The 20,745-nt window shown below is 42.3% G+C and carries 19 protein-coding genes; 15 read left to right on the top strand and 4 right to left on the bottom strand.

The genetic code is table 11. The annotated features are described in order from the left end of the window. Nucleotides 1–191: 191 nt before the first annotated feature. From jag to rpmH, 4 genes are all read right to left on the bottom strand, one after another. Nucleotides 192–932 (bottom strand): RNA-binding cell elongation regulator Jag/EloR, encoded by a 741-nt coding sequence (gene jag, locus BAU16_RS06320; RefSeq protein WP_137605409.1) that lies wholly within the window; start codon nucleotides 930–932, stop codon nucleotides 192–194. A 17-nt stretch (nucleotides 933–949) separates the two neighbouring features. Continuing rightward, the gene (locus tag BAU16_RS06315; protein WP_048604625.1) at nucleotides 950–1,768 is read right to left on the bottom strand and encodes a YidC/Oxa1 family membrane protein insertase; all 819 of its coding nucleotides are present in this window, start codon (nucleotides 1,766–1,768) and stop codon (nucleotides 950–952) included. Between the two features lie 23 nt (nucleotides 1,769–1,791). Beyond that, nucleotides 1,792–2,136: a ribonuclease P protein component gene (gene rnpA, locus BAU16_RS06310; protein WP_048604624.1), complete on the bottom strand. Its 345-nt coding sequence runs from the start codon at nucleotides 2,134–2,136 to the stop codon at nucleotides 1,792–1,794. A gap of 120 nt (nucleotides 2,137–2,256) precedes the next feature. Then, nucleotides 2,257–2,391 carry a 50S ribosomal protein L34 gene (rpmH, locus tag BAU16_RS06305; RefSeq protein ID WP_006703104.1) on the bottom strand — a complete coding sequence of 45 codons (135 nt, stop codon included), beginning with the start codon at nucleotides 2,389–2,391 and terminating at the stop codon, nucleotides 2,257–2,259. 536 nt (nucleotides 2,392–2,927) lie between these two features. Between rpmH and dnaA the strand changes: the two genes are divergently transcribed. The 15 genes from dnaA (at nucleotide 2,928) to BAU16_RS06230 (ending at nucleotide 20,723) form a co-directional block, all read left to right on the top strand. After that, the gene (gene dnaA / locus BAU16_RS06300; protein WP_048604623.1) at nucleotides 2,928–4,256 is read left to right on the top strand and encodes a chromosomal replication initiator protein DnaA; all 1,329 of its coding nucleotides are present in this window, start codon (nucleotides 2,928–2,930) and stop codon (nucleotides 4,254–4,256) included. A gap of 306 nt (nucleotides 4,257–4,562) precedes the next feature. Further along, nucleotides 4,563–5,693 (top strand): DNA polymerase III subunit beta, encoded by a 1,131-nt coding sequence (gene dnaN, locus BAU16_RS06295; RefSeq protein ID WP_048604622.1) that lies wholly within the window; start codon nucleotides 4,563–4,565, stop codon nucleotides 5,691–5,693. Nucleotides 5,694–5,914: 221 nt separating this feature from the next. Then, complete coding sequence (yaaA, locus tag BAU16_RS06290) at nucleotides 5,915–6,154, top strand: S4 domain-containing protein YaaA (protein ID WP_048604621.1); 240 nt, start codon at nucleotides 5,915–5,917, stop codon at nucleotides 6,152–6,154. Then, nucleotides 6,141–7,253: a DNA replication/repair protein RecF gene (gene recF, locus BAU16_RS06285; RefSeq protein WP_161526740.1), complete on the top strand. Its 1,113-nt coding sequence runs from the start codon at nucleotides 6,141–6,143 to the stop codon at nucleotides 7,251–7,253. Before yaaA ends, recF begins: the two co-directional genes overlap by 14 nt. Beyond that, nucleotides 7,254–9,200, top strand: coding sequence for a DNA topoisomerase (ATP-hydrolyzing) subunit B (gyrB, locus tag BAU16_RS06280; protein WP_048604619.1), 1,947 nt, complete (start codon nucleotides 7,254–7,256; stop codon nucleotides 9,198–9,200). It abuts the gene before it with no gap. Between the two features lie 110 nt (nucleotides 9,201–9,310). Then, nucleotides 9,311–11,779 (top strand): DNA gyrase subunit A, encoded by a 2,469-nt coding sequence (gene gyrA, locus BAU16_RS06275; protein WP_202621253.1) that lies wholly within the window; start codon nucleotides 9,311–9,313, stop codon nucleotides 11,777–11,779. Nucleotides 11,780–11,976: 197 nt separating this feature from the next. Continuing rightward, a complete protein-coding gene (locus BAU16_RS06270) occupies nucleotides 11,977–12,525 on the top strand; it encodes a DUF2922 family protein (protein WP_237579217.1) in 549 nt (182 codons plus the stop codon). 174 nt (nucleotides 12,526–12,699) lie between these two features. Continuing rightward, a complete protein-coding gene (gene rpsF / locus BAU16_RS06265) occupies nucleotides 12,700–12,999 on the top strand; it encodes a 30S ribosomal protein S6 (protein WP_048604616.1) in 300 nt (99 codons plus the stop codon). A 47-nt stretch (nucleotides 13,000–13,046) separates the two neighbouring features. Then, nucleotides 13,047–13,586 (top strand): single-stranded DNA-binding protein, encoded by a 540-nt coding sequence (gene ssb, locus BAU16_RS06260; protein WP_048604615.1) that lies wholly within the window; start codon nucleotides 13,047–13,049, stop codon nucleotides 13,584–13,586. A 28-nt stretch (nucleotides 13,587–13,614) separates the two neighbouring features. After that, nucleotides 13,615–13,851 (top strand): 30S ribosomal protein S18, encoded by a 237-nt coding sequence (gene rpsR / locus BAU16_RS06255; protein WP_137605410.1) that lies wholly within the window; start codon nucleotides 13,615–13,617, stop codon nucleotides 13,849–13,851. 172 nt (nucleotides 13,852–14,023) lie between these two features. After that, nucleotides 14,024–15,976, top strand: coding sequence for a DHH family phosphoesterase (locus BAU16_RS06250; protein ID WP_137605411.1), 1,953 nt, complete (start codon nucleotides 14,024–14,026; stop codon nucleotides 15,974–15,976). Further along, the gene (gene rplI, locus BAU16_RS06245; protein WP_048604612.1) at nucleotides 15,973–16,422 is read left to right on the top strand and encodes a 50S ribosomal protein L9; all 450 of its coding nucleotides are present in this window, start codon (nucleotides 15,973–15,975) and stop codon (nucleotides 16,420–16,422) included. Before BAU16_RS06250 ends, rplI begins: the two co-directional genes overlap by 4 nt. A 350-nt stretch (nucleotides 16,423–16,772) precedes the next feature. Further along, on the top strand, nucleotides 16,773–18,134 hold the full coding sequence (gene dnaB, locus BAU16_RS06240) for a replicative DNA helicase (protein ID WP_048604611.1): 1,362 nt from the start codon (nucleotides 16,773–16,775) through the stop codon (nucleotides 18,132–18,134). A 212-nt stretch (nucleotides 18,135–18,346) separates the two neighbouring features. Next, the gene (locus BAU16_RS06235) at nucleotides 18,347–19,639 is read left to right on the top strand and encodes an adenylosuccinate synthase (protein WP_048604610.1); all 1,293 of its coding nucleotides are present in this window, start codon (nucleotides 18,347–18,349) and stop codon (nucleotides 19,637–19,639) included. 214 nt (nucleotides 19,640–19,853) lie between these two features. Continuing rightward, complete coding sequence (locus BAU16_RS06230) at nucleotides 19,854–20,723, top strand: DegV family protein (RefSeq protein WP_137605412.1); 870 nt, start codon at nucleotides 19,854–19,856, stop codon at nucleotides 20,721–20,723. Nucleotides 20,724–20,745 lie beyond the last annotated feature (22 nt).

Raw genomic sequence — 20,745 nt, 5'->3', positions numbered from 1 at the left:
ACAAAGAAATTGTTTCTTTTACCTCAAAATCAAAACAAGCCGGGTTCCTCCATCAAACGGGAGAAACTCGGCTTGTTTTTGATCAAAATGACAAACGCAACGTCTTTCACTTTGATAAGAATGATTTCTAGTAAAATATACTTGGTTTCGTAAACGTTGTCAATCGCTTTTTAAAAAGGGATACGTCCTTTTTAGTAATGTTTTTTGACGGGTTCGACAACGAGGTACCGGTAAGGTTCATCCCCTTCTGAATGGGTCTTGACTTGATCGTCATGACTCAAAACAGAATGGATTTGCTTGCGTTCAAAAGCCGGCATCGGTTCGAGGAAAACAGGACGTCCGGTTCGTTTGACCTTGTCTGCTGTCCGTTCAGCCAACCGTTGCAAAATTGCTTGCCGCTTTTGACGGTAATCCCCTACATTGACTACTACTGAAAGTTTATTTTCAGCAATACGATGGATGAAAACCTGTGCCAAATATTGTAAAGCATTTAGCATTTTGCCATGTTTTCCAATCAGAATCCCTTGTTTTTGCGTTTCTAGATGGAAAATGATCAATCCGTCTGCTCGCTCCATTTTGACTAACGCCGGTGCTTGCAGTTCGTTGGTGATATTGGTCAGATAAAGCGCCAATTCTGTCAAAGCAGCTTCATCGCCAAGTTCACTTACCTCGGCTTCAGAGACAGGTGCTGGAGCTGGAGCAACCGGTGCTTCTTCTCTTGCAACGGCTGTCACTGTATCCACGACAGCCTCGCTGATTTCTTCACTGACGGTTGGTTCGAGGGAAACACGGGCATCTTTTTTGCCCATTCCCAAAAATCCTTTTTTTCCTTCTTCTAAAACCTCGATGGATGCTTCTTCTTGCGTAAGTCCTAATGCGGCTAACCCTTTTTGGATCGCTTCTTCCACAGTTGTCCCTTCATAGATCGGCATCTGTTTGACCTCCCTTACTATTTTTTACGTTTTTTCTTCGGTGTCATCGCTTTTTGCAACGCCCGTTCCCGTTCACGAATTTTACGAGCTTCTTCTTCCCGTTCTTTGCGGATCTTGAATGGGTTGTTAATCAAAAGTGTTTGAACGACTTGGAAGGCGTTGGACACTACCCAGTACAAGGACAACCCGCTGGCTAAATTGACACCCATTACCAAGATCATGACCGGCATCACAAAGTTCATGATTTTCATGCTTGGGTTCGCATCGATTTGGCTCATGCTGGACAAGTAAGTACTTGCAAAGGTAAAGATCGCTGCCAGAATCGGCAAGATAAACGTTGGATCAGATTCCCCAAGGTTCAACCATAAGAAATGGCCTTGACGCAATTCCGGTACCCGTTGAATCGATTGCCACAACGCCATCAAGATTGGCATTTGAACCAGCAATGGCAGACACCCGGCATAAGGATTAACATTGTTTTCCGCATACAGCCGTTGTGTTTCTTCCTTTAACTTATTTTGAGTCTCAACATCTTTTGACGCATATTGTTTTTGCAGCGCTTTTAATTTGGGTTGCAATTCTTGCGTCTTGCGCATGCTCTTCGTTTGAAAATGCATCAATGGTAATAAAATGATTCGGATGATCAAGGTGAATAAGATGATCCCGATTCCGGCATTCCCAAAAGATAAGCCTTTAATCGCTTGGGCAAAAGTATAAACAATGTAGCGATCCCAAACTCCCGTACTTTCTGCACTGACATTTCCCGTTCCGCAGGCGGATAGGAAAAGAACCAGTCCTAGCAGACTTGCTAATAAGATAAGCTGTTTTCTCTTCACGAAACAAATTCCCCTTTACTTCTTTATTTAGTTTTTAAAATTTTTGCGAGTTTCAAGACATGTTCCAGATTTGTATAGACTTCCTTGCTATCCAGCTCGCTGATCGCTGGTCGAGCAATGACGATGAAATCAATCTCAGGCACTATTTTTTCCCGCATGTCATACAGGCAAGCGCGAATTTTTCGTTTCACGGCATTTCGTGTCACGGCATTGCCGATTTTTTTTCCTACCGAAAGCCCCACGCGAAAATGCGCTTGTTCAGGCTTATCCAAGCGATAGACCACAAACTTGCGATTGGCAAAAGATGCGCCGTTTTGAAAAACTGTTTGAAAATCACTTTCCTTTTTTACTCGATAGGACTTTCTCATTTCGCTTCCTTCATTTCTCTCTCATTTACTCACTCAACAATAATACCATATCTGCGCCGCTTACTTCATCCTTTTAAAGGAAAAAAGGGCATAAAAAAAAACCACTGTGGTTTCAGTGGTTTACGCTGCAAGAACTTTTCTTCCTTTACGACGACGGCTTGCTAAAACACGACGACCGTTTTTAGTACTCATACGTTTTCGGAATCCATGAACTTTTTGACGTTTACGTTTATTTGGTTGGTAAGTTCTTTTCATTACTTCCACCTCCATCAAGATGATCTATCTAGATACTAGACATACTTTGATAGTATAACGAGAACTTATCTATTTTGTCAATAAGAAAACGTGAATTCTTCCGTCGGACAACCAACGAAATTATCCACATTTTTACTGCCAGCTTGGGAAAATTTGTGGATGCCTTTCAAAGATGTCAACAGCTTTTCAGGATTTTTCCGGAAGTTTTCAACAATTACACAGCCCTAAATAAGTTTTCAACATTTTTTTATTACACTGTGGACAACTTGCTAGAAAACGCCTAATATCGGGCTTTATAATTCACATTCGCTTGTGGATTACTTTTGGACAATAGCAAAGAATCCCCAAAAACTTTTTTTGTGTGGATAACTTTATTGCCTTCCGTGGATAACTTTTATTTTTTTATGCACAGCTGTGGAAAAGATAAAAAACTTTTTTTCTGCCTTTGGCTTTTTTTTTCGTTAATCTGTGGAAAACTTTGCTAATCCATGCTAAATTAGTACTAGTATTCTAAATTGAACCTAGGAGGACATTCTATGTCATCTCTTAAAAGCATATGGGAGGAACTTCAAAACACCTTTCGAAAGGAACTCAATCCGCAAAGCTATGAAGTGTGGATCGAGACGGTCAAACCGATTTCTTTTGAAAACAATCAATTGGTGATTGAAGTCCCTACAGATGTCCACAAGACATATTGGAAGAAAAATTTGGCGTCAAAAATCGTGGAAACAAGTTTTATGCTGTACGGCAAAGAAATTATTCCTACCTTTGTAACCCCGGAAGAGGCCCAACAGCTAACCCCGGTGAAAAAAACCGAAGAACCAAAAGAAGTCAGCAAACCAAATGCCATGCTCAATCCCAAGTACACCTTTGACACATTTGTTATCGGGAAAGGCAATCAGATGGCTCATGCAGCAGCTTTAGTGGTAGCGGAAGAACCCGGTTCGATCTATAATCCGCTCTTTTTTTATGGCGGCGTTGGTCTAGGAAAAACCCATTTGATGCATGCCATCGGACATCAAATGCTGCTAAACCGCCCCGATGCAAAAATCAAATATGTCAGCAGTGAAAATTTCACGAATGACTTCATCAACTCCATTCAAAAGAATAAAATGGAGGATTTTCGCAACGAATACCGCAGTGTCGATTTACTTTTAGTGGATGATATTCAGTTTTTAGTCAGCAAAGAAGGCACCCAGGAGGAATTTTTCTATACATTTGAAGAATTGTACAAAAACAATAAACAGATCGTCCTGACCAGTGACCGGTTGCCTCATGAAATCCCAACCTTGCCGGAACGATTGGTTTCCCGCTTTGCGTGGGGGTTGTCAGTAGACATCACACCACCGGATTTGGAAACTCGAATCGCTATTTTGCGGAAAAAAGCCGAAGCAGAACGTTTGGAAATTCCCGATGATACGTTGAGTTACATCGCCGGGCAAATCGATTCCAACATTCGTGAATTAGAAGGGGCGTTGGTCCGAGTGCAGGCCTTTGCTACCATGAATAATTCCGATATCACCACCAGTTTGGCGGCAGAAGCCCTAAAAGCATTGAAATCCAATCATGGCTTGGCACAGGTTTCTATTTTGCAAATTCAAGAAGAAGTGGCAAAATATTATCATATCCAATTAAAAGATTTAAAAGGGAAAAAACGGGTCAAAACTATTGTTGTTCCCCGACAAATCGCCATGTATCTCTCTCGGGAGCTGACGGACCATTCCTTGCCGAAAATCGGCGCAGAATTTGGTGGAAAGGATCACACCACTGTCATCCATGCCCACGAAAAAATCGAAAAATTAGTTGCCAGCGATGAAACCATAAAGACCGAAATCGGCGAAATCAAAAATCTGCTGATTCATTAGCATGTGGATAAAAGCGGCAGAATCCCAAAAGTTATCCACACGTTATACACATGGGGAAAACTGGACTGTCCGCACTTTTTCTGAGTTATCCACTGTTTAAACAGCCCTACTACTACTATTATCTTTAATTATCTATTAATAGATAAAGCACCACCGAACAAACAAGAAAAATCCAGACAATAAACCGAATAAGGATGTCAGTTCCACTTTTCCAAGTATTCTAGTGGAATGATATACGGTGCGAAAATAAACTTAAATTTTCTTTTAGAAAATTTAATACACTAAAATGAGCAAGGAGAGTCATCTATGAAAGTCACCCTAAATCGTGCGTCATTTATACAAGAATTACAAACTGTTCAACGGGCAATTTCTTCTAAAACTACGATCCCCATTTTGACAGGCGTAAAAATCGTTTTAACCAGTGAAGGATTGACCTTGACCGGCAGCAATGCCGATATCTCGATTGAAACCTTTTTATCAGTGGAAAATGAAAAAGCCCAAATGCAGATCGAGGAAACGGGAGCTGTTGTATTACAGGCACGTTTCTTTAGCGAAATCATCAGACGATTACCAGAAGACACCTTTTCGATGGAAGTGTTAGAAAATAATCTCGTTGCCATCAACTCTGGAAAAGCCAACTTTACCGTCAACGGTTTGGATGCCGACAGTTATCCACATTTGCCAGTTGTCGAAAGTCAAAATCAAATGAAGATTCCGGTACATGTCTTGAACCAACTGATCAATGAAACGGTTTTTGCAGTGTCTCAACACGAAAGTCGTCCCATTTTGACTGGGGTCCATTTTGTTTTAGACAATCAAAAATTATTAGCTGTTGCGACAGACTCTCATCGTTTAAGCCAACGAGTGATTCCTATCGAGCAGGCAGCCAGTGATTTCAATATCGTGATTCCTGGCAAGAGCCTGATCGAATTATCCCGTTCATTGAGCGATGAAGAAGAAATCGTGGAAATCAGCATTATGGAAAACCAAGTTCTGTTCAAAACCGAAAATATGTTGTTTTATTCTCGCTTGTTAGAAGGCAATTATCCTGATACCAATCGTTTGATTCCAGCCAGCTTCAATACCGAAATCGAATTTTCCGTACCAAAACTATTGGCTGCTATCGAACGGGCGTCATTGCTGTCTCATGAAGGCCGCAACAATATTGTTCGTTTGTCTATCCGCAACGATGCAGTAACTCTTTACGGAAATTCACCAGAAATCGGGAAAGTAGAAGAAGCGCTGAATTACGAAAAAGTAACCGGCGAACCATTGGATATTTCCTTCAATCCAGATTACATGAAAGCTGCATTGCGGGCATTTGGCGATATGAGTATCACCGTCAAGTTCATCTCTGCAATCCGTCCTTTCACTTTGGAACCAACGGAAGGCGAAGCAGCCTTTATCCAACTGATTACTCCGGTCCGCACCAACTAAGAGATGTTTAGAAAGTGAAAATCCTCAGAAATTTTACAGAATAGAATCAATCACAGAAAACGGGCTTAAAATCGATTTTGAGCCCGTTTATTTATTTTTGTTAAAAAAACTCGATTTGGAACAAAACTTCTTAGAAAGAAAATAAACAAGATAAATTTGTTTTTCCCCCTAAAAAAAGGTATAATAAAGCCATATGTCTGCCATAGAATTGAGGGATGAAAATGAAAGAGAAAATATTTTTGGAAACAGATTATATGACATTGGGGCAGGTGCTCAAAGAAGTCAGTGTCATCAGCAGTGGCGGACAAGCAAAATGGTATCTGGCAGAAAATACCGTATTTGTTGACGGAGAGCCGGAAAATCGCCGCGGTCGAAAACTTTATGCCGGTATGATGATCGAGATACCTGATGCAGGTACTTTTTTTATGACTAAAAAGGAACAACCCCATGAGGCTGACTGATCTCCATTTAAAAAATTACCGAAATTACTCAGAACTCTCTCTTTCTTTTTCCAAAAATCTCACTCTTTTTTTGGGAGAAAACGCACAGGGAAAAACCAATTTATTGGAAAGTATCTATGTATTGGCCATGACCCGCAGTCATCGGACGAATAATGAGCAGGAATTGATCCAATGGGGCAATGAATTTGCGCATATTCAAGGAACGGTGACAAAAAATACCAGCAAGATTCCATTAGAGATCACACTTTCGAAAAAAGGTCGGAAAACGAAAGTTAATCACATGGAACAAAAAAAGCTCAGCAGTTATGTGGGGCAGATGAACGTGATTTTGTTTGCGCCGGAGGATCTGTCGCTGGTCAAGGGCAGTCCGCAGGTGCGGCGAAAATTTTTGGACATGGAAATCGGGCAGATTGATCCTATCTATCTCTACGATCTGGTCCAGTACCAGCATGTACTGAAGCAGCGGAATCAATACCTAAAACAAATGCTGAACAAAGCCGATCCTCTGTATCTGGATATCTTATCCGAGCAGCTGGTGGCATTTGGCAGCAAGGTGCTTTTAGGACGAGCAAAATTTGTCAAACATTTAGAGTACTGGGCAAATGAGCTGCATCATAAAATCAGCCATGAAAAAGAGACTCTGACGATCGATTATGTTTCAAGTATTCCATTTCACTCTTCAAATTTGGAAGAAATCCAAGCAGCTTTTACCCAAGAGTTGAAAAAAAGCCGAGAAAAAGAACGGCTGCGTTTATCTACGTTGGCAGGTCCTCATCGGGATGATCTGCATTTTGCGATTAATGGCAAAGACGTCCAAACCTATGGCTCTCAAGGACAACAGCGAACGACAGCCTTGAGCGTCAAACTGGCAGAAATCGATTTGATGAAGGAGGAGACCGGCGAATATCCAATTCTTTTATTGGACGATGTCATGAGTGAATTGGATGACACACGGCAGCTCCATCTCTTAGAAACCATTGAAGGCAAAGTCCAGACCTTCTTGACTACCACGACGTTGGAACATGTGAAAAATAAAATGACTGTTGAACCGGAAATTTTTTACGTTCAGCAAGGCGAATTAAAAGGAGAAGAAAACTAGATGACAGAAGAAGAAAAAAGTTTAGTCGAACGCGCCAAAGAATATGATGCCAGTCAGATCCAAGTGTTGGAAGGACTGGAAGCCGTTCGGAAACGTCCCGGTATGTATATCGGTTCGACTAGCTCTGAAGGATTGCACCACCTTGTTTGGGAAATCGTCGATAACTCCATCGATGAAGCGCTGGCAGGTTTTGCGACGAAGATTCAAGTCGTTGTGGAAGAAGACAACAGTGTCACCGTTGTTGATGATGGCCGGGGAATTCCTGTCGGCATCCAAGCCAAGACGGGACGTCCCGCAGTGGAAACTGTCTTTACGATTCTACATGCCGGCGGAAAATTCGGCGGTGGCGGCTATAAAGTTTCCGGTGGGCTGCACGGGGTAGGTTCCTCCGTTGTCAACGCCTTGTCGACAACACTAGATGTCAAAGTGTTTAAAGACGGCAAGATTTATTTCCAAGAATACCATCGGGGTGCTGTCGTAGATGATTTGAAAATCATCGGAGAAACCGATCAACACGGAACGGCGGTCCATTTTGTTCCGGATCCGGAAATTTTTACGGAAACCGTTGAATTTGATTTTGACAAACTAGCTACTCGGATTCGTGAATTAGCTTTCTTGAATCGTGGCTTGCATATCTCTATTGAAGACCGTCGTGGGGAACCGGTATTGAAAGAATACCATTTTGATGGCGGAATCAAGAGCTACGTGGAACATTTGAATGCCAACAAGAATGTATTGTTCCCTGAACCGATTTATGTTGAAGGGGAACAGCAAGACATTACGGTTGAAGTGTCGCTACAATACACAGACAGCTACCACACGAACCTGTTGAGCTTTGCCAACAATATCCATACCTATGAAGGCGGGACCCATGAGTTCGGCTTTAAAACGGCGCTGACACGGGTCATTAATGATTATGCCCGCAAACAAAAGCTGATGAAGGAAAATGATGAAAATCTGACGGGGGAAGATGTCCGAGAAGGCATGACTGCCGTGGTTTCCATCAAACACCCTGATCCTCAGTTTGAAGGTCAGACCAAAACCAAATTAGGCAACTCAGAAGTCCGGACGGTTACCGATCGTTTGTTTTCAGAGCATTTTACTAAATTCTTGATGGAAAATCCGACGATTGGTCGTCAAGTCGTTGAAAAAGGGATGCTGGCTTCCAAAGCTCGACTAGCTGCCAAACGAGCACGGGAAGTGACCCGACGAAAAGGTGCGCTTGAAATCAGCAATCTCCCTGGAAAACTGGCAGACTGTTCCAGCAACGATCCGGAAAAATGCGAATTGTTCATCGTCGAAGGGGATTCCGCTGGTGGTTCTGCAAAACAAGGACGAAATCGGGAATTCCAAGCGATTTTACCAATCCGCGGAAAAATCTTGAATGTTGAAAAAGCAACGATGGATAAAATTTTAGCCAATGAAGAAATCCGTTCTCTTTTCACAGCAATGGGAACCGGCTTTGGTTCCGATTTTGATGTCTCCAAAGCCCGTTACCACAAATTAGTGATTATGACGGATGCCGATGTCGATGGCGCCCATATCCGGACCTTGCTATTGACGTTGTTCTATCGTTACATGCGTCCAATCGTGGAAGCAGGGTACGTTTATATCGCCCAACCACCATTGTATGGCGTAAAGCAAGGAAAAAATATCACCTACGTTCAGCCTGGAAAACGTGCAGAAGAAGAGTTGCAGGAAGTGATTCAATCCTTGCCGGCAACACCAAAACCTAACGTACAACGGTACAAAGGTCTAGGAGAAATGGACGACCACCAATTATGGGAAACCACAATGGACCCTGATAATCGCTTGATGCTGAGAGTCAGCGTGGATGATGCTATCGAAGCCGATCAAATCTTTGAAATGCTAATGGGAGACCGGGTAGAACCTCGCCGTGCGTTTATCGAAGAAAATGCCCATTACGTGAAAAATCTTGATATCTAGATGAAGGATGTCAGCTCCACTTGTGTAAGTATTTTGTGGAATGATAGACGGCATGAAAATCGGTGGAAATTTAAAAGAAATTTCTTACCTTGACATAAATAAGGAGGAAAATCGTGAGCGAAGCAAAGAAAAATATCCATGATGTAAATTTAACCAGCGAAATGAAAGAGTCCTTCATCGACTATGCCATGAGCGTAATTGTTGCTCGGGCCCTTCCAGATGTCCGCGACGGCTTAAAACCGGTCCATCGGCGAATCCTTTACGGGATGAACGAATTAGGTGTAACACCGGATAAACCCCATAAAAAATCAGCCCGGATTGTCGGAGATGTTATGGGGAAATACCATCCCCACGGCGACAGTGCCATCTATGAATCAATGGTGCGGATGGCACAACCCTTTAGTTACCGTTACATGCTAGTAGACGGCCACGGAAATTTCGGCTCTGTCGATGGTGACGGTGCTGCGGCGATGCGGTATACCGAAGCCCGCATGAGCAAATTAGCGTTAGAGATGTTGCGGGACATCAATAAAAATACTGTAGGCTTTATCAGCAACTATGATGATACCGAAAGAGAACCAGAAGTTTTACCGGCACGTTTTCCTAACTTGCTGGTAAATGGAACTACCGGGATCGCAGTAGGGATGGCGACCAACATTCCTCCACATAACTTGAATGAAGTCATTGCAGCGATTGATTTGTTGATGGAAAACCCAGAAGTGACCAACAGCGAATTGATGGAAGTTTTACCAGGACCAGATTTTCCAACAGGGGGTCTTGTCATGGGAAAATCCGGCATTCGTCGGGCCTATGAAACTGGAAAAGGATCAATCACGATCCGCGGTCGGGTAGAAATCACCGAGATGCCTAACGGAAAAGAACGAATTTTGGTGACTGAACTGCCTTACATGGTCAACAAAGCCAAGCTGATTGAACGAATCTCAGAACTTCATCGCGACAAACGGATCGAAGGAATCACGGATCTACGGGACGAATCTTCTCGGGAAGGCATGCGGATCGTCATTGACGTTCGACGGGATGTCAGCTCTTCGGTTATTTTGAATAATTTATATAAAATGACGTCATTGCAAACCTCTTTTGGCTTCAATATGTTGGCCATCGAAAAAGGTGTGCCAAAGATTCTCAGCTTAAAACAAATCTTGGAAAATTATGTCGAACACCAACGGGAAGTTGTGACTCGTCGGACAGAATTTGACAAAAACAAAGCTGAAGCCAGAGCGCATATTTTAGAAGGTTTGCGGATTGCTTTGGATCACATTGATGAAATTATTGCGATTATTCGCGGATCAAAATCAGATGATGTGGCCAAAACCACGATGATGGACCGCTTCAAGCTGTCAGATCGACAAGCGCAAGCGATTTTAGACATGCGTTTACGCCGATTGACCGGTTTGGAACGGGAAAAAATCGAAAATGAATACCAAGATTTACTGACTTTAATTGCTGATTTGAAGGAAATTTTAGCAAATCCAGAACGGGTTTCTGAAATCATCCGAACAGAATTAGGTGAAATTGCCAATCGTTTCGGAGATAAACGCCGGACGGAATTGTTGGTGGGTGAAGTGTTGAGTTTGGAAGACGAGGACTTGATCGAAGAAGAAGAAATCGTGATTACCTTGACCAACAACGGCTACATCAAACGTTTGGCAAAAAGTGAATTTCGCGCGCAACGCCGTGGCGGCCGCGGAATTCAGGGGATGGGCATTCACGATGAAGACTTTGTGAAGACGCTGGTTTCTTGTTCCACCCATGATACGTTGTTATTCTTTACCAATAAAGGAAAAGTTTATCGGGCGAAGGGCTATGAAATTCCAGAATATGGTCGGACAGCTAAGGGAATCCCAGTAATCAATCTATTGGGAATCGACTCCAGTGAAAAGATCCAAACGATTATTTCCGTTGACGGTTCACCAAAAGATGGTCGCTATCTCTTCTTTACGACACTATTGGGTGTAGTTAAGCGGACTTCAGTAACGGCATTTGCCAATATCCGCAGCAATGGACTGATTGCTATCGGATTGAAGAAAGGCGATGAGTTAGTCAACGTCTTGGAAACAAATGGTGAAAATGTCATTATCATTGGCACGCATAACGGTTATTCCGTTACCTTCAAGGAAGAAGCCGTCCGAGATATGGGACGGACTGCAGCAGGTGTTCGCGGAATTCGTTTACGTGAAGAGGATTATGTCGTTGGCGCAGCTGTTATTACTCCTGATCGGGAAGTACTGGTCATTACCGAAAACGGCTATGGCAAACGAACCGGCGGCGATCAATACCCAATCAAAGGTCGGGGAGGCAAAGGGATCAAGACTGCCAATATCACGACGAAAAATGGTCCACTGGCTGGTCTGACGACGGTAAACGGAGAAGAAGATATTTTACTGATCACCAATCGTGGTGTAATCATTCGTTTCAATGTTGCGACAGTCTCGCAAACCGGACGGGCAACCTTAGGGGTTCGTTTGATGAAGATGGAAGACAATGCCAAGGTAGTTACCATGGCAGCCGTTGATCCAGAAGCGATTGAAGAGGAAGCAGAAAGTGTTGACCCAGAATAAGAAAGTAGACCGCCTAGTTTGTAGGTGGTCTTTTTTCTAAAGCGAGACGTAAAAAAAGAAATGTGGATAAATAAAACCGTCAAAAGTTTTCCCCAGTGGATAACTTTTGACGGTTTCTTTTTATCTTTTTTCACAAATTCGTTTGACATTTTGTGCTTTTTTTTCGTTATAGAGGTAAAGGGATCGGAGGGAAAAAGATGCGTTATTATTTGGATACGAAAATTGAACTCTTGTTTCAAAATGGGCGGGGACAGCTCTTTAAGCAGGGATTGAACGATGTCATCAAAGGACCAACAGAAGAAGCGCTGCACCGCTGGACTGAACTTTGTCAGCGATTGATGCCGTCAGAATTTGCAGCTGTTGCAGTTATTGAAACCACACGAAAAATACAAAAACTGGCAAAAGAGGAGGATTATTTAGAAAAAGTGAAGCTGCGAAATTTCAGAAGGGAGGGAGATGCTCGAAAAAAGCTGTCCTTAACTTTTTTGGATGGCAACAATCGTCCCCACACCTTTATGCCAATTGCCTGTCGAGAGGATCTGACCGAAGCAGAGGTGCGGGAGATTATGACAGAGATGACGAAAGTGAAACTTTTTGAAAAAGAAGGCGTTCGTCGGTTTTGCTATATGGAAAGCGCCAAGTATGTGGAGCAAGAAGAACAAATTCTTTTTGAAATAAAAGATTTGAAAAAAGATTCGACTGAAAAAGGCGTATTTAAAACTAGAGGAGAGAAAAACAGCAGCTAAAAATTCAGAAAAGCCGCAATTCTTTTACGAAAAAAGCCTGGAGAATCAGCGATTCTTTGCTTGCCTTTTAGGAACTTTTCCTGTATAATTTGACTTTGTGAGTAGTCTTTTATGACAGCTCTCCTTGCTCTTAGGGAATTCTAAGGGCCAAAGTCCATAGGGAGGTGAAAATCAATGGAAAACACGAAGTATGAAATCTTATACATCATTCGTCCTAACATTGATGAGGAAGCAAAATCTGCTTTGATCGAACGTTTCGATACAATCTTGAAAGATAACGGAGCTGAAGTTATCGAATCAAAAGATTGGGAAAAACGCCGTCTAGCGTATGAAATGAATGGATTCCGCGAAGGCATCTATCACATCGTAAAAGTTTCTTCTCCATCAAGTGCAGGTGCAATCAATGAATTTGATCGTCTTGCAAAAATCAACGACGATATTCTTCGTCACATGATTGTTAAAGAAGAAGAATAAAAATGTTTCACGTGAAACAAATTTTAACGATGAGGAGATGAATCGATTTGATCAATAATGTCGTATTAGTTGGACGATTGACTAAAGATCCTGATTTACGTTACACTGCTAGCGGATCGGCGGTAGCTACTTTCACACTTGCTGTAAATCGCAACTTCACAAACCAAAGCGGTGAACGTGAAGCTGATTTTATCAACTGTGTCATTTGGCGCAAACCAGCCGAAACAATGGCGAATTATGCACGCAAAGGTACTCTGCTGGGAGTTACCGGACGGATTCAAACCCGTTCTTATGAAAACCAACAAGGTCAGCGGGTCTATGTAACGGAAGTTGTTGCTGAAAACTTTCAATTATTAGAATCACGTTCAGCATCTGAACAACGTCGTACAGATGGTGGCGGGTATTCCAATAATTCTTTCAACAATACCAATACAAGTTCTAACTCGAACGCTAACTCCAATTCATTTGGTAATCAAAATCAATCATCTCAACCATCAACCGGAATGCCGAATTTCGATCGTGATACTTCTGATCCATTTGGAACAGATTCTTCGATCGACATTTCAGACGATGATTTACCATTCTAGTATTTTTAGTTGATAGGAGGGAAACAGAATGGCACAACAAAGAAGAGGCGGACGTAAACGTCGTAAAGTTGATTATCTTGCAGCAAATCATATTGAACACGTAGACTATAAAGATGTTGAATTATTGAAACGTTTTATTTCAGAACGTGGAAAGATTTTGCCACGCCGTGTAACAGGTACCGGCGCTAAAAACCAACGTAAATTAACTATTGCGATCAAACGCGCACGTATCATGGGCTTACTACCATTTGTAGGCGAAGAATAATTAGAATTTCAAAGATGGAACAAAAGTCAATTGATTTTTGTTTCATCTTTTTTATGTTATTTAAATGATGGGTTTTCGCGAAAATGTTTCACGTGAAACATCCTAAATCGCATTCACAGGCAAGTTGTGATAAAATAAAAGAGATGAAATGAGTTGTAGTGAGGAGTTATCTATGAAAAAAGAAGTTTTTGGGAAACTTGCTTTGCTTTGTTGTCTCTTGCAGGTCCTGAGTCTCCTGTTTCTCAATAAATGGCTGGCAGTTGGCATCGTGATTGTTGCCAATCTTTTTCTTTTTCAAATGCACATTCGTTTGCGCCGATGGCATCAAATCAGTGAGCAGGAGAGTATCCGAATGTCTGCCAGAGTTGCGCAGGAAAACTCCAAATATTTATCTGAGAAATCACCTTCCTTGATCTTTATCTATGATGAGCATCAGCAGGTAGAATGGATGAACCAAAATGCGCTGCAACTGCTGCACAAGTACAGCAAGTCTGTTTGGCAGGACTATTTGGTCAATTTGCTGAATCACAATAAGGAACAGGGCTTGCTGCATTTACCAGATGATGTATATACCTATTCCATGGATCGAAAAAAAGGAATTCTTTTTCTATACAATGTCACGGATCAGGAACGGGCAAAGAAGAAACAATTGGCAATTCGTCCGGGAATCGGAATTATTTCGGTAGATAATTATACCGACGTCGTGGATAAAATGGATGATAAGGAAGTTTCTTATTTGAATTCCCTGATTACCACGGTTATTTCTGATTGGATCAACGAATATCAGATTTTTTATAAACGCCTGAATGCGGAACGTTATTTTTTTGTAGCCCACAATGAAGACATCGATAAAATGGCACAGGATGAATTTTCTTTGATGGAGCGAATCCGCAAAGCCACGGAAGAACAGGCACCACCATTGACCATCAGTATTGGTGTAGCGTATGGTTCAGAATCGTTGGTGAAAATTGGGGAAGTTGCCCAAAATAATTTGGATATGGCATTGGTGCGTGGGGGAGATCAAACCGTTCTCAAAGAAGCGTTGGACGAAGCCAAACCGAAATTTTTCGGCGGCAATACTGCCGGCACTGCAAAGAGAACACGTGTTCGCTCTCGTGCCATGAGTACGGCGCTGAAAAATATTATCAATGAAAACAATGACATCTATATTATGGGTCACCGTTTTCCAGATATGGACGCAATCGGTTCGGCTTTTGGGGTTGCTTGTTTGGCGGACTTTCAAGGCAAGACCAATTATATTGTGATTGACGAAAATGAGCTGATTCCTGATGTGGAACGTTGTCTGGAGGAAATCCATAAACATGAAGAGCTGGAAGCCAAGCTGATTACGGTACAACAGGCGATGGGGCAAATCACCAAGGATAGTTTGCTGATTATGGTGGATTACCACAAGCCTTCTCTTTCGATTTCGCAACCTCTTTACGAGCAATTTGAAAAGGTCGTGATTATCGATCATCATCGACGAGGGGATGAATTTCCGTCGAAACCGTTATTGACCTATATTGAATCTTCCGCATCTTCTGCCTCGGAATTAGTCAGCGAATTGATCCAATACGAGAGCAACAGTCAGAAGAAACTTGATAAAATAACAGCAACACTCCTGCTTTCAGGAATGATTGTGGACACGAAAAGCTTTGCGGTACGAACCAGCAGCCGAACCTTTGACGTTGCCAGTTATTTAAAAGACAGCGGAGCAGATGGTGCAATCGTCCAGTACATGTTAAGTACCGATCTAACGTCCTTCTTGGAAATCAGTGAGATGGTGGCAAGCAGTGAATTTATTACCACCAGTATCGTGGTTGCCTGCGGATCGGAAGAAAAGCTGTACGACAGCGTTACCGCCGCAAAAACAGCAGATACGTTGCTTTCAATGAATGGCGTGGAAGCTGCGTTTGTCATCACGAAACGTGAGGACGGCAAAGTGGGAATCAGCGCCCGCAGCAGTGGCAAAGTCAATGTCCAAAAACTTATGGAAACACTAGGGGGCGGCGGACATTTTACCAACGCAGCGACACAAATTTCCGGAAAAAAGATTAACGAAGTGAAAACAATGTTATATAATGAATTAAAAGAGTACCAAGTGAAAGAGGGGACCACGGAATGAAAGTAATTTTTATTGAAGATGTCAAAGGCAAAGGCAAAAAAGGCGACATCAAAGAAGTACCAACCGGATATGCGCAAAACTATTTGCTGAAAAATCATCTGGCAAAAGAAGCGACATCAGAAAGTCTTGCGGAAATGAAGGGCAAGAAAAAAGCCCAAGAAAAACATGAATCAGAAATTTTGGCAGAAGCCAATCAATTGAAGGCCTTTATTGAAAAAGAAGAAACAGTGGTAGAAATCAAAGCAAAGGCAGGAGAAGACGGCCGTCTCTTTGGCTCGATTCCTTCAAAACAAATCGCAGAAGGTCTGAAAAAGCAATACGATGTCAAAATTGACAAACGTAAACTCGAATTGGCGAATCCCATTCGGACACTAGGCTATACAAAAGTTCCAATCAAGCTACATCCTGAAGTATCAGCGACCCTGAAAGTCCATGTGGCAGAATAAGTAACCAAGTGAAAACAACAGCTTACAGGCTCAGAAGTTTCCTTCTGGGCCTATATTGTGCTTTCCTAAAATATCTTGTAGAATTAGTAGACCGAAATGATTTTAAAAGACTGATTTTTCCTAGTAACGCAAACCTGCCAGTTCCACTAATGTACAGTGTCTAGTGGAATGGGGATAGGGCATGAGAAACAGACTAAATTTTCTGTAAAGAAAATTTAATACTTTAAAACGAATAAGGATGCCAGTTCCACTAATGTACAGTGTCTAGTGGAATGGGGATAGGGCATGAGAAACAGACTAAATTTTCTGTAAAGAAAATTTAATACTTTAAAACGAATAAGGAGAACACAATGGTAGAATGGCAAGATCGGATGCCGCCGCAAGACATTGAAGCAGAACAAGCTGTCTTGGGAGCAATTTTTCTTGAACCAGATGAATTGATCAATGCGATGGAAGTCGTTGAAGCCAAAGACTTCTATCAAAGACGGCATCAAATCATTTTTCAAGGAATGATCAATTTAAGCGACCGCAATGAAGCGATCGATGTAGTGACATTAAAGGCGGAAGTCGAAAAAAGCAATGCGCTGGAGGATATCGGTGGTGTCAGTTATTTGGTGGAGTTGAGCCAGACAACGCCTTACGCCGGCAGTATCGGCTTTTATGCGAAAATTGTCAGCGACAAGGCACTTTTGCGTAATCTGATCCAAGCAGCCAATCAAATCGTTACAGAAGGCTTTGAACAAAGCGGTGATATTTCCGCTATCGTTGAAAATGCAGAGAAACGGATTTTAGAGGTTTCCGAGCGCCGCAACAGCAATGGGTTCCAAATGATTGCAGATGTACTGACACAAGCCATCGAAAACATCGATCAATTGGCGCAAAATAATGAAGAAATCACGGGACTTCCCACCGGCTACCCAGCATTAGATAAAATGACAGCAGGATTGCAGGAAGAAGAATTGATTATCCTTGCTGCCCGACCAGCTGTCGGAAAAACAGCTTTTGCTTTGAATATTGCGCAAAATATCGGTACAAAAACCGATCGTTCCGTGGCTATTTTTAGTTTGGAAATGGGGGCAGAGTCCTTGGTACGGCGGATGCTTTGTGCGGAAGGATCGATTGAAGCCAGCCATTTGCGTACTGGACAATTGACGGAAGAAGAATGGCGTAATTTGATTATTGCCATGGGAAGTTTATCCAAGGCCAATATTTATATCGATGATACTCCCGGAATCAAAATCTCGGAGATTCGTGCCCGTTGTCGCCGATTAGCCCAAGAAAAGAAAAATCTTGGACTGATTTTAATCGATTATTTGCAGTTGATTGAAGGAACGGGTCGGGAAAACCGCCAACAAGAAGTTTCCGAAATTTCCCGGCAACTAAAAAAATTAGCCAAAGAATTAAAAGTACCTGTCATCGCCTTGTCCCAGCTTTCACGGGGTGTGGAGCAACGGCAGGACAAACGCCCCGTGTTGAGTGATATCCGTGAATCCGGATCAATCGAGCAGGATGCGGATATCGTTGCCTTTTTGTATCGGGAGGATTACTACCAACGAGACGGGGAAGAGGACGCCCCTGAAGAAGCCCACAACGACAATATCGTTGAAGTCATCATTGAAAAAAACCGGAGCGGGGCACGGGGGACGGTAGAATTGTTATTTATCAAGGAGTACAACAAATTCTCCTCCTTGTCACCAAGAGAAGAATTTTGAGCCAAAAGCAGAAGGTTGCGGCCTTCTGCTTTTTTTCTGCAATTTTTTTGATTATTCATGAAAAAAAGGTTTTTTTGACTCAATCCAAAATAATGTTCGTGTTTTACTAGATTAATTAATAAAATTAAAACGAATATTCGATTATTAGTTGCCTTAGGGGAGGATTATTGATACAATAATTCAGGATCAAGAAGAAAGAATGAGGTGTTCGAATGTCATCAGTAGTTGTAGTAGGAACACAATGGGGCGACGAAGGCAAAGGAAAAATCACAGACTTTTTAAGTGAAAATGCAGAAGTGATCGCTCGTTACCAAGGAGGAGACAATGCCGGACATACCATCAAATTCGACGGTGTGACCTATAAATTGCATTTGATTCCGTCCGGGATATTTTACAAAGATAAAATCAGCGTAATCGGAAACGGTGTTGTGGTTAATCCGAAATCCCTCGTGACCGAATTGAACTATTTGAAAGAACACAAGGTGCAAACCGACAATCTGCGGATTTCTGATCGGGCGCATGTTATCTTGCCTTACCATATCAAATTGGATCAATTACAAGAAGATGCGAAGGGCGACAATAAAATCGGTACCACCATCAAAGGGATCGGACCTGCGTATATGGATAAAGCCGCTCGTGTGGGGATTCGGATTGCCGATTTATTAGATAAAGAAATTTTTGAAGAACGGTTACGGATCAATTTGGAAGAAAAAAATCGTCAATTCGTGAAAATGTTTGATTCAGAACCAATCACTTTTGAAGAAATTTTTGAAGAATATTATGAATATGGTCAACAAATCAAAAAATATGTCACCGATACTTCAGTTATTTTAAATGATGCTCTTGATGCAGGTAAACGGGTGTTATTTGAAGGCGCGCAAGGGGTAATGCTGGATATCGATCAAGGAACCTATCCATTTGTGACCTCCTCCAATCCGGTAGCCGGCGGGGTAACCATCGGCAGCGGCGTTGGTCCATCAAAAATCAATAAAGTTGTTGGCGTCTGCAAAGCCTACACATCACGAGTGGGGGATGGTCCATTTCCGACTGAATTATTTGATGAAACCGGCGAACGCATTCGGGAAGTCGGCCGCGAATACGGGACAACAACAGGACGTCCCCGTCGTGTCGGCTGGTTTGATTCCGTGGTAATGCGCCATTCAAAACGAGTTTCCGGGATCACTAATCTGTCATTGAATTCGATTGATGTCCTGAGCGGATTAGAAACTGTTAAAATTTGTACGGCTTATGAACTTGACGGGGAATTAATTTATCATTACCCAGCAAGTTTGAAGGAATTGAAACGGTGCAAACCAGTCTACGAAGAACTTCCTGGCTGGAGTGAAGATATCACCAGCTGTAAAACACTAAGTGAATTGCCTGAAAATGCCCGTAATTATGTACGACGGGTGTCCGAATTAGTCGGTGTACGCATCTCGACTTTCTCTGTTGGACCCGACCGTACTCAAACCAATATTTTGGAAAGTGTCTGGGCACAAATCTAAGCAGCAATAAATCGATCAAAAAGAGATGCTGATTCCGTAAAAAAAACGGTGTCAGCGACTCTTTTTGTTTTTTTATTGCTATTCTATGATAAAATGGGAATAGATTTAAGTGGATACAACTTCACCGAGAAGGTTTCGTGAAGGAGAGACAAATGCGAAAATCAAACTAAATTTTCTAAAAGGAAAATGGATCACCAAAATAGGAGGCATCGTTATGTACCAAATCATTACTGACTCATGCTGCGACATTCCTTTTCAACAGTTGGAAGAAGTCGGGGTTGCTTATATTCCCATGCTGATTGAAATGGATGGACAAGAATATGTAGACGATCTTGGTAAGACCTTTGATTACGAACAATTTCTTGAAAAAATAAAAGCCAATCACCAAGCAACGACAACACAGATCAATGTCGGTCGCTACGTGGAATTTTTCCGTCCTTATGTGGAACAACAAACACCGATTTTGTATTTGGCATTTTCTTCTGGAATGAGCGGTTCTTATAATAGCGCCTTGCAAGCAGTCGCTTTGCTGAAAGAAGACTACCCGGAAGTACAGATTACTGTCGTTGACACATTGGCGGCTTGTGCCGGTGAGGGACTGCTGGTCATGGAAGCACAAAAACGCCAAGCTCAAGGCAAAACTTTGGAAGAAGTAGCACAATGGGTCGAAAAAAACAAAATGAACCTGCAATCATGGGTAACCGTGGATGATTTGAAACATTTGGAACGAGGCGGACGTATCTCAAAAACCGCAGCGGCAGTCGGCGGGTTATTGAATGTCAAACCGATCATTCATGTGGATGCTACGGGGCATTTAAAAAACGTGGACAAAGTGCGGGGACGGAACAAATCCTTGCAGAAAGTGGCGGACGAAACCATCAATCGCATCGCTTCTAAAGAAGATCAAATCATTTATATCGCCTATTCCGGAGATCGCCCAAGTGCTGAAAAAGTGGCAGATCTGCTAAAACAAAAAATAACCATCAAAGAATTGAAGCTGCTGCCGATGGGACCAACCATCGCCAGTCATACCGGCTACGGCTGTATCGCTGTCTTTTCCTTTGGTGAAGTGCGCGTGGATTAAGTTGAATAAAAAAATCTTGTAT

The sequence above is a fragment of the Enterococcus sp. JM9B genome (assembly GCF_009933265.1).
GTDB classification, from domain to species: Bacteria; Bacillota; Bacilli; order Lactobacillales; family Enterococcaceae; genus Enterococcus_C; species Enterococcus_C songbeiensis.
This window is presented reverse-complemented; position numbering and strand designations above follow the sequence as displayed.

What these genes read in the sequence shown, in the direction of transcription:
- jag (WP_137605409.1), bottom strand. Translation starts at nt 932, where the DNA reads ATGCCGATCTATGAAGGGACAACTGTGGAAGAAGCGATCCAAAAAGGG.
- rnpA (WP_048604624.1), bottom strand. Translation starts at nt 2,136, where the DNA reads ATGAGAAAGTCCTATCGAGTAAAAAAGGAAAGTGATTTTCAAACAGTT.
- rpmH (WP_006703104.1), bottom strand. Translation starts at nt 2,391, where the DNA reads ATGAAAAGAACTTACCAACCAAATAAACGTAAACGTCAAAAAGTTCAT.
- dnaA (WP_048604623.1), top strand. Translation starts at nt 2,928, where the DNA reads ATGTCATCTCTTAAAAGCATATGGGAGGAACTTCAAAACACCTTTCGA.
- dnaN (WP_048604622.1), top strand. Translation starts at nt 4,563, where the DNA reads ATGAAAGTCACCCTAAATCGTGCGTCATTTATACAAGAATTACAAACT.
- yaaA (WP_048604621.1), top strand. Translation starts at nt 5,915, where the DNA reads ATGAAAGAGAAAATATTTTTGGAAACAGATTATATGACATTGGGGCAG.
- recF (WP_161526740.1), top strand. Translation starts at nt 6,141, where the DNA reads ATGAGGCTGACTGATCTCCATTTAAAAAATTACCGAAATTACTCAGAA.
- gyrB (WP_048604619.1), top strand. Translation starts at nt 7,254, where the DNA reads ATGACAGAAGAAGAAAAAAGTTTAGTCGAACGCGCCAAAGAATATGAT.
- BAU16_RS06270 (WP_237579217.1), top strand. Translation starts at nt 11,977, where the DNA reads ATGCGTTATTATTTGGATACGAAAATTGAACTCTTGTTTCAAAATGGG.
- rpsF (WP_048604616.1), top strand. Translation starts at nt 12,700, where the DNA reads ATGGAAAACACGAAGTATGAAATCTTATACATCATTCGTCCTAACATT.
- rpsR (WP_137605410.1), top strand. Translation starts at nt 13,615, where the DNA reads ATGGCACAACAAAGAAGAGGCGGACGTAAACGTCGTAAAGTTGATTAT.
- BAU16_RS06250 (WP_137605411.1), top strand. Translation starts at nt 14,024, where the DNA reads ATGAAAAAAGAAGTTTTTGGGAAACTTGCTTTGCTTTGTTGTCTCTTG.
- rplI (WP_048604612.1), top strand. Translation starts at nt 15,973, where the DNA reads ATGAAAGTAATTTTTATTGAAGATGTCAAAGGCAAAGGCAAAAAAGGC.
- dnaB (WP_048604611.1), top strand. Translation starts at nt 16,773, where the DNA reads ATGGTAGAATGGCAAGATCGGATGCCGCCGCAAGACATTGAAGCAGAA.
- BAU16_RS06235 (WP_048604610.1), top strand. Translation starts at nt 18,347, where the DNA reads ATGTCATCAGTAGTTGTAGTAGGAACACAATGGGGCGACGAAGGCAAA.
- BAU16_RS06230 (WP_137605412.1), top strand. Translation starts at nt 19,854, where the DNA reads ATGTACCAAATCATTACTGACTCATGCTGCGACATTCCTTTTCAACAG.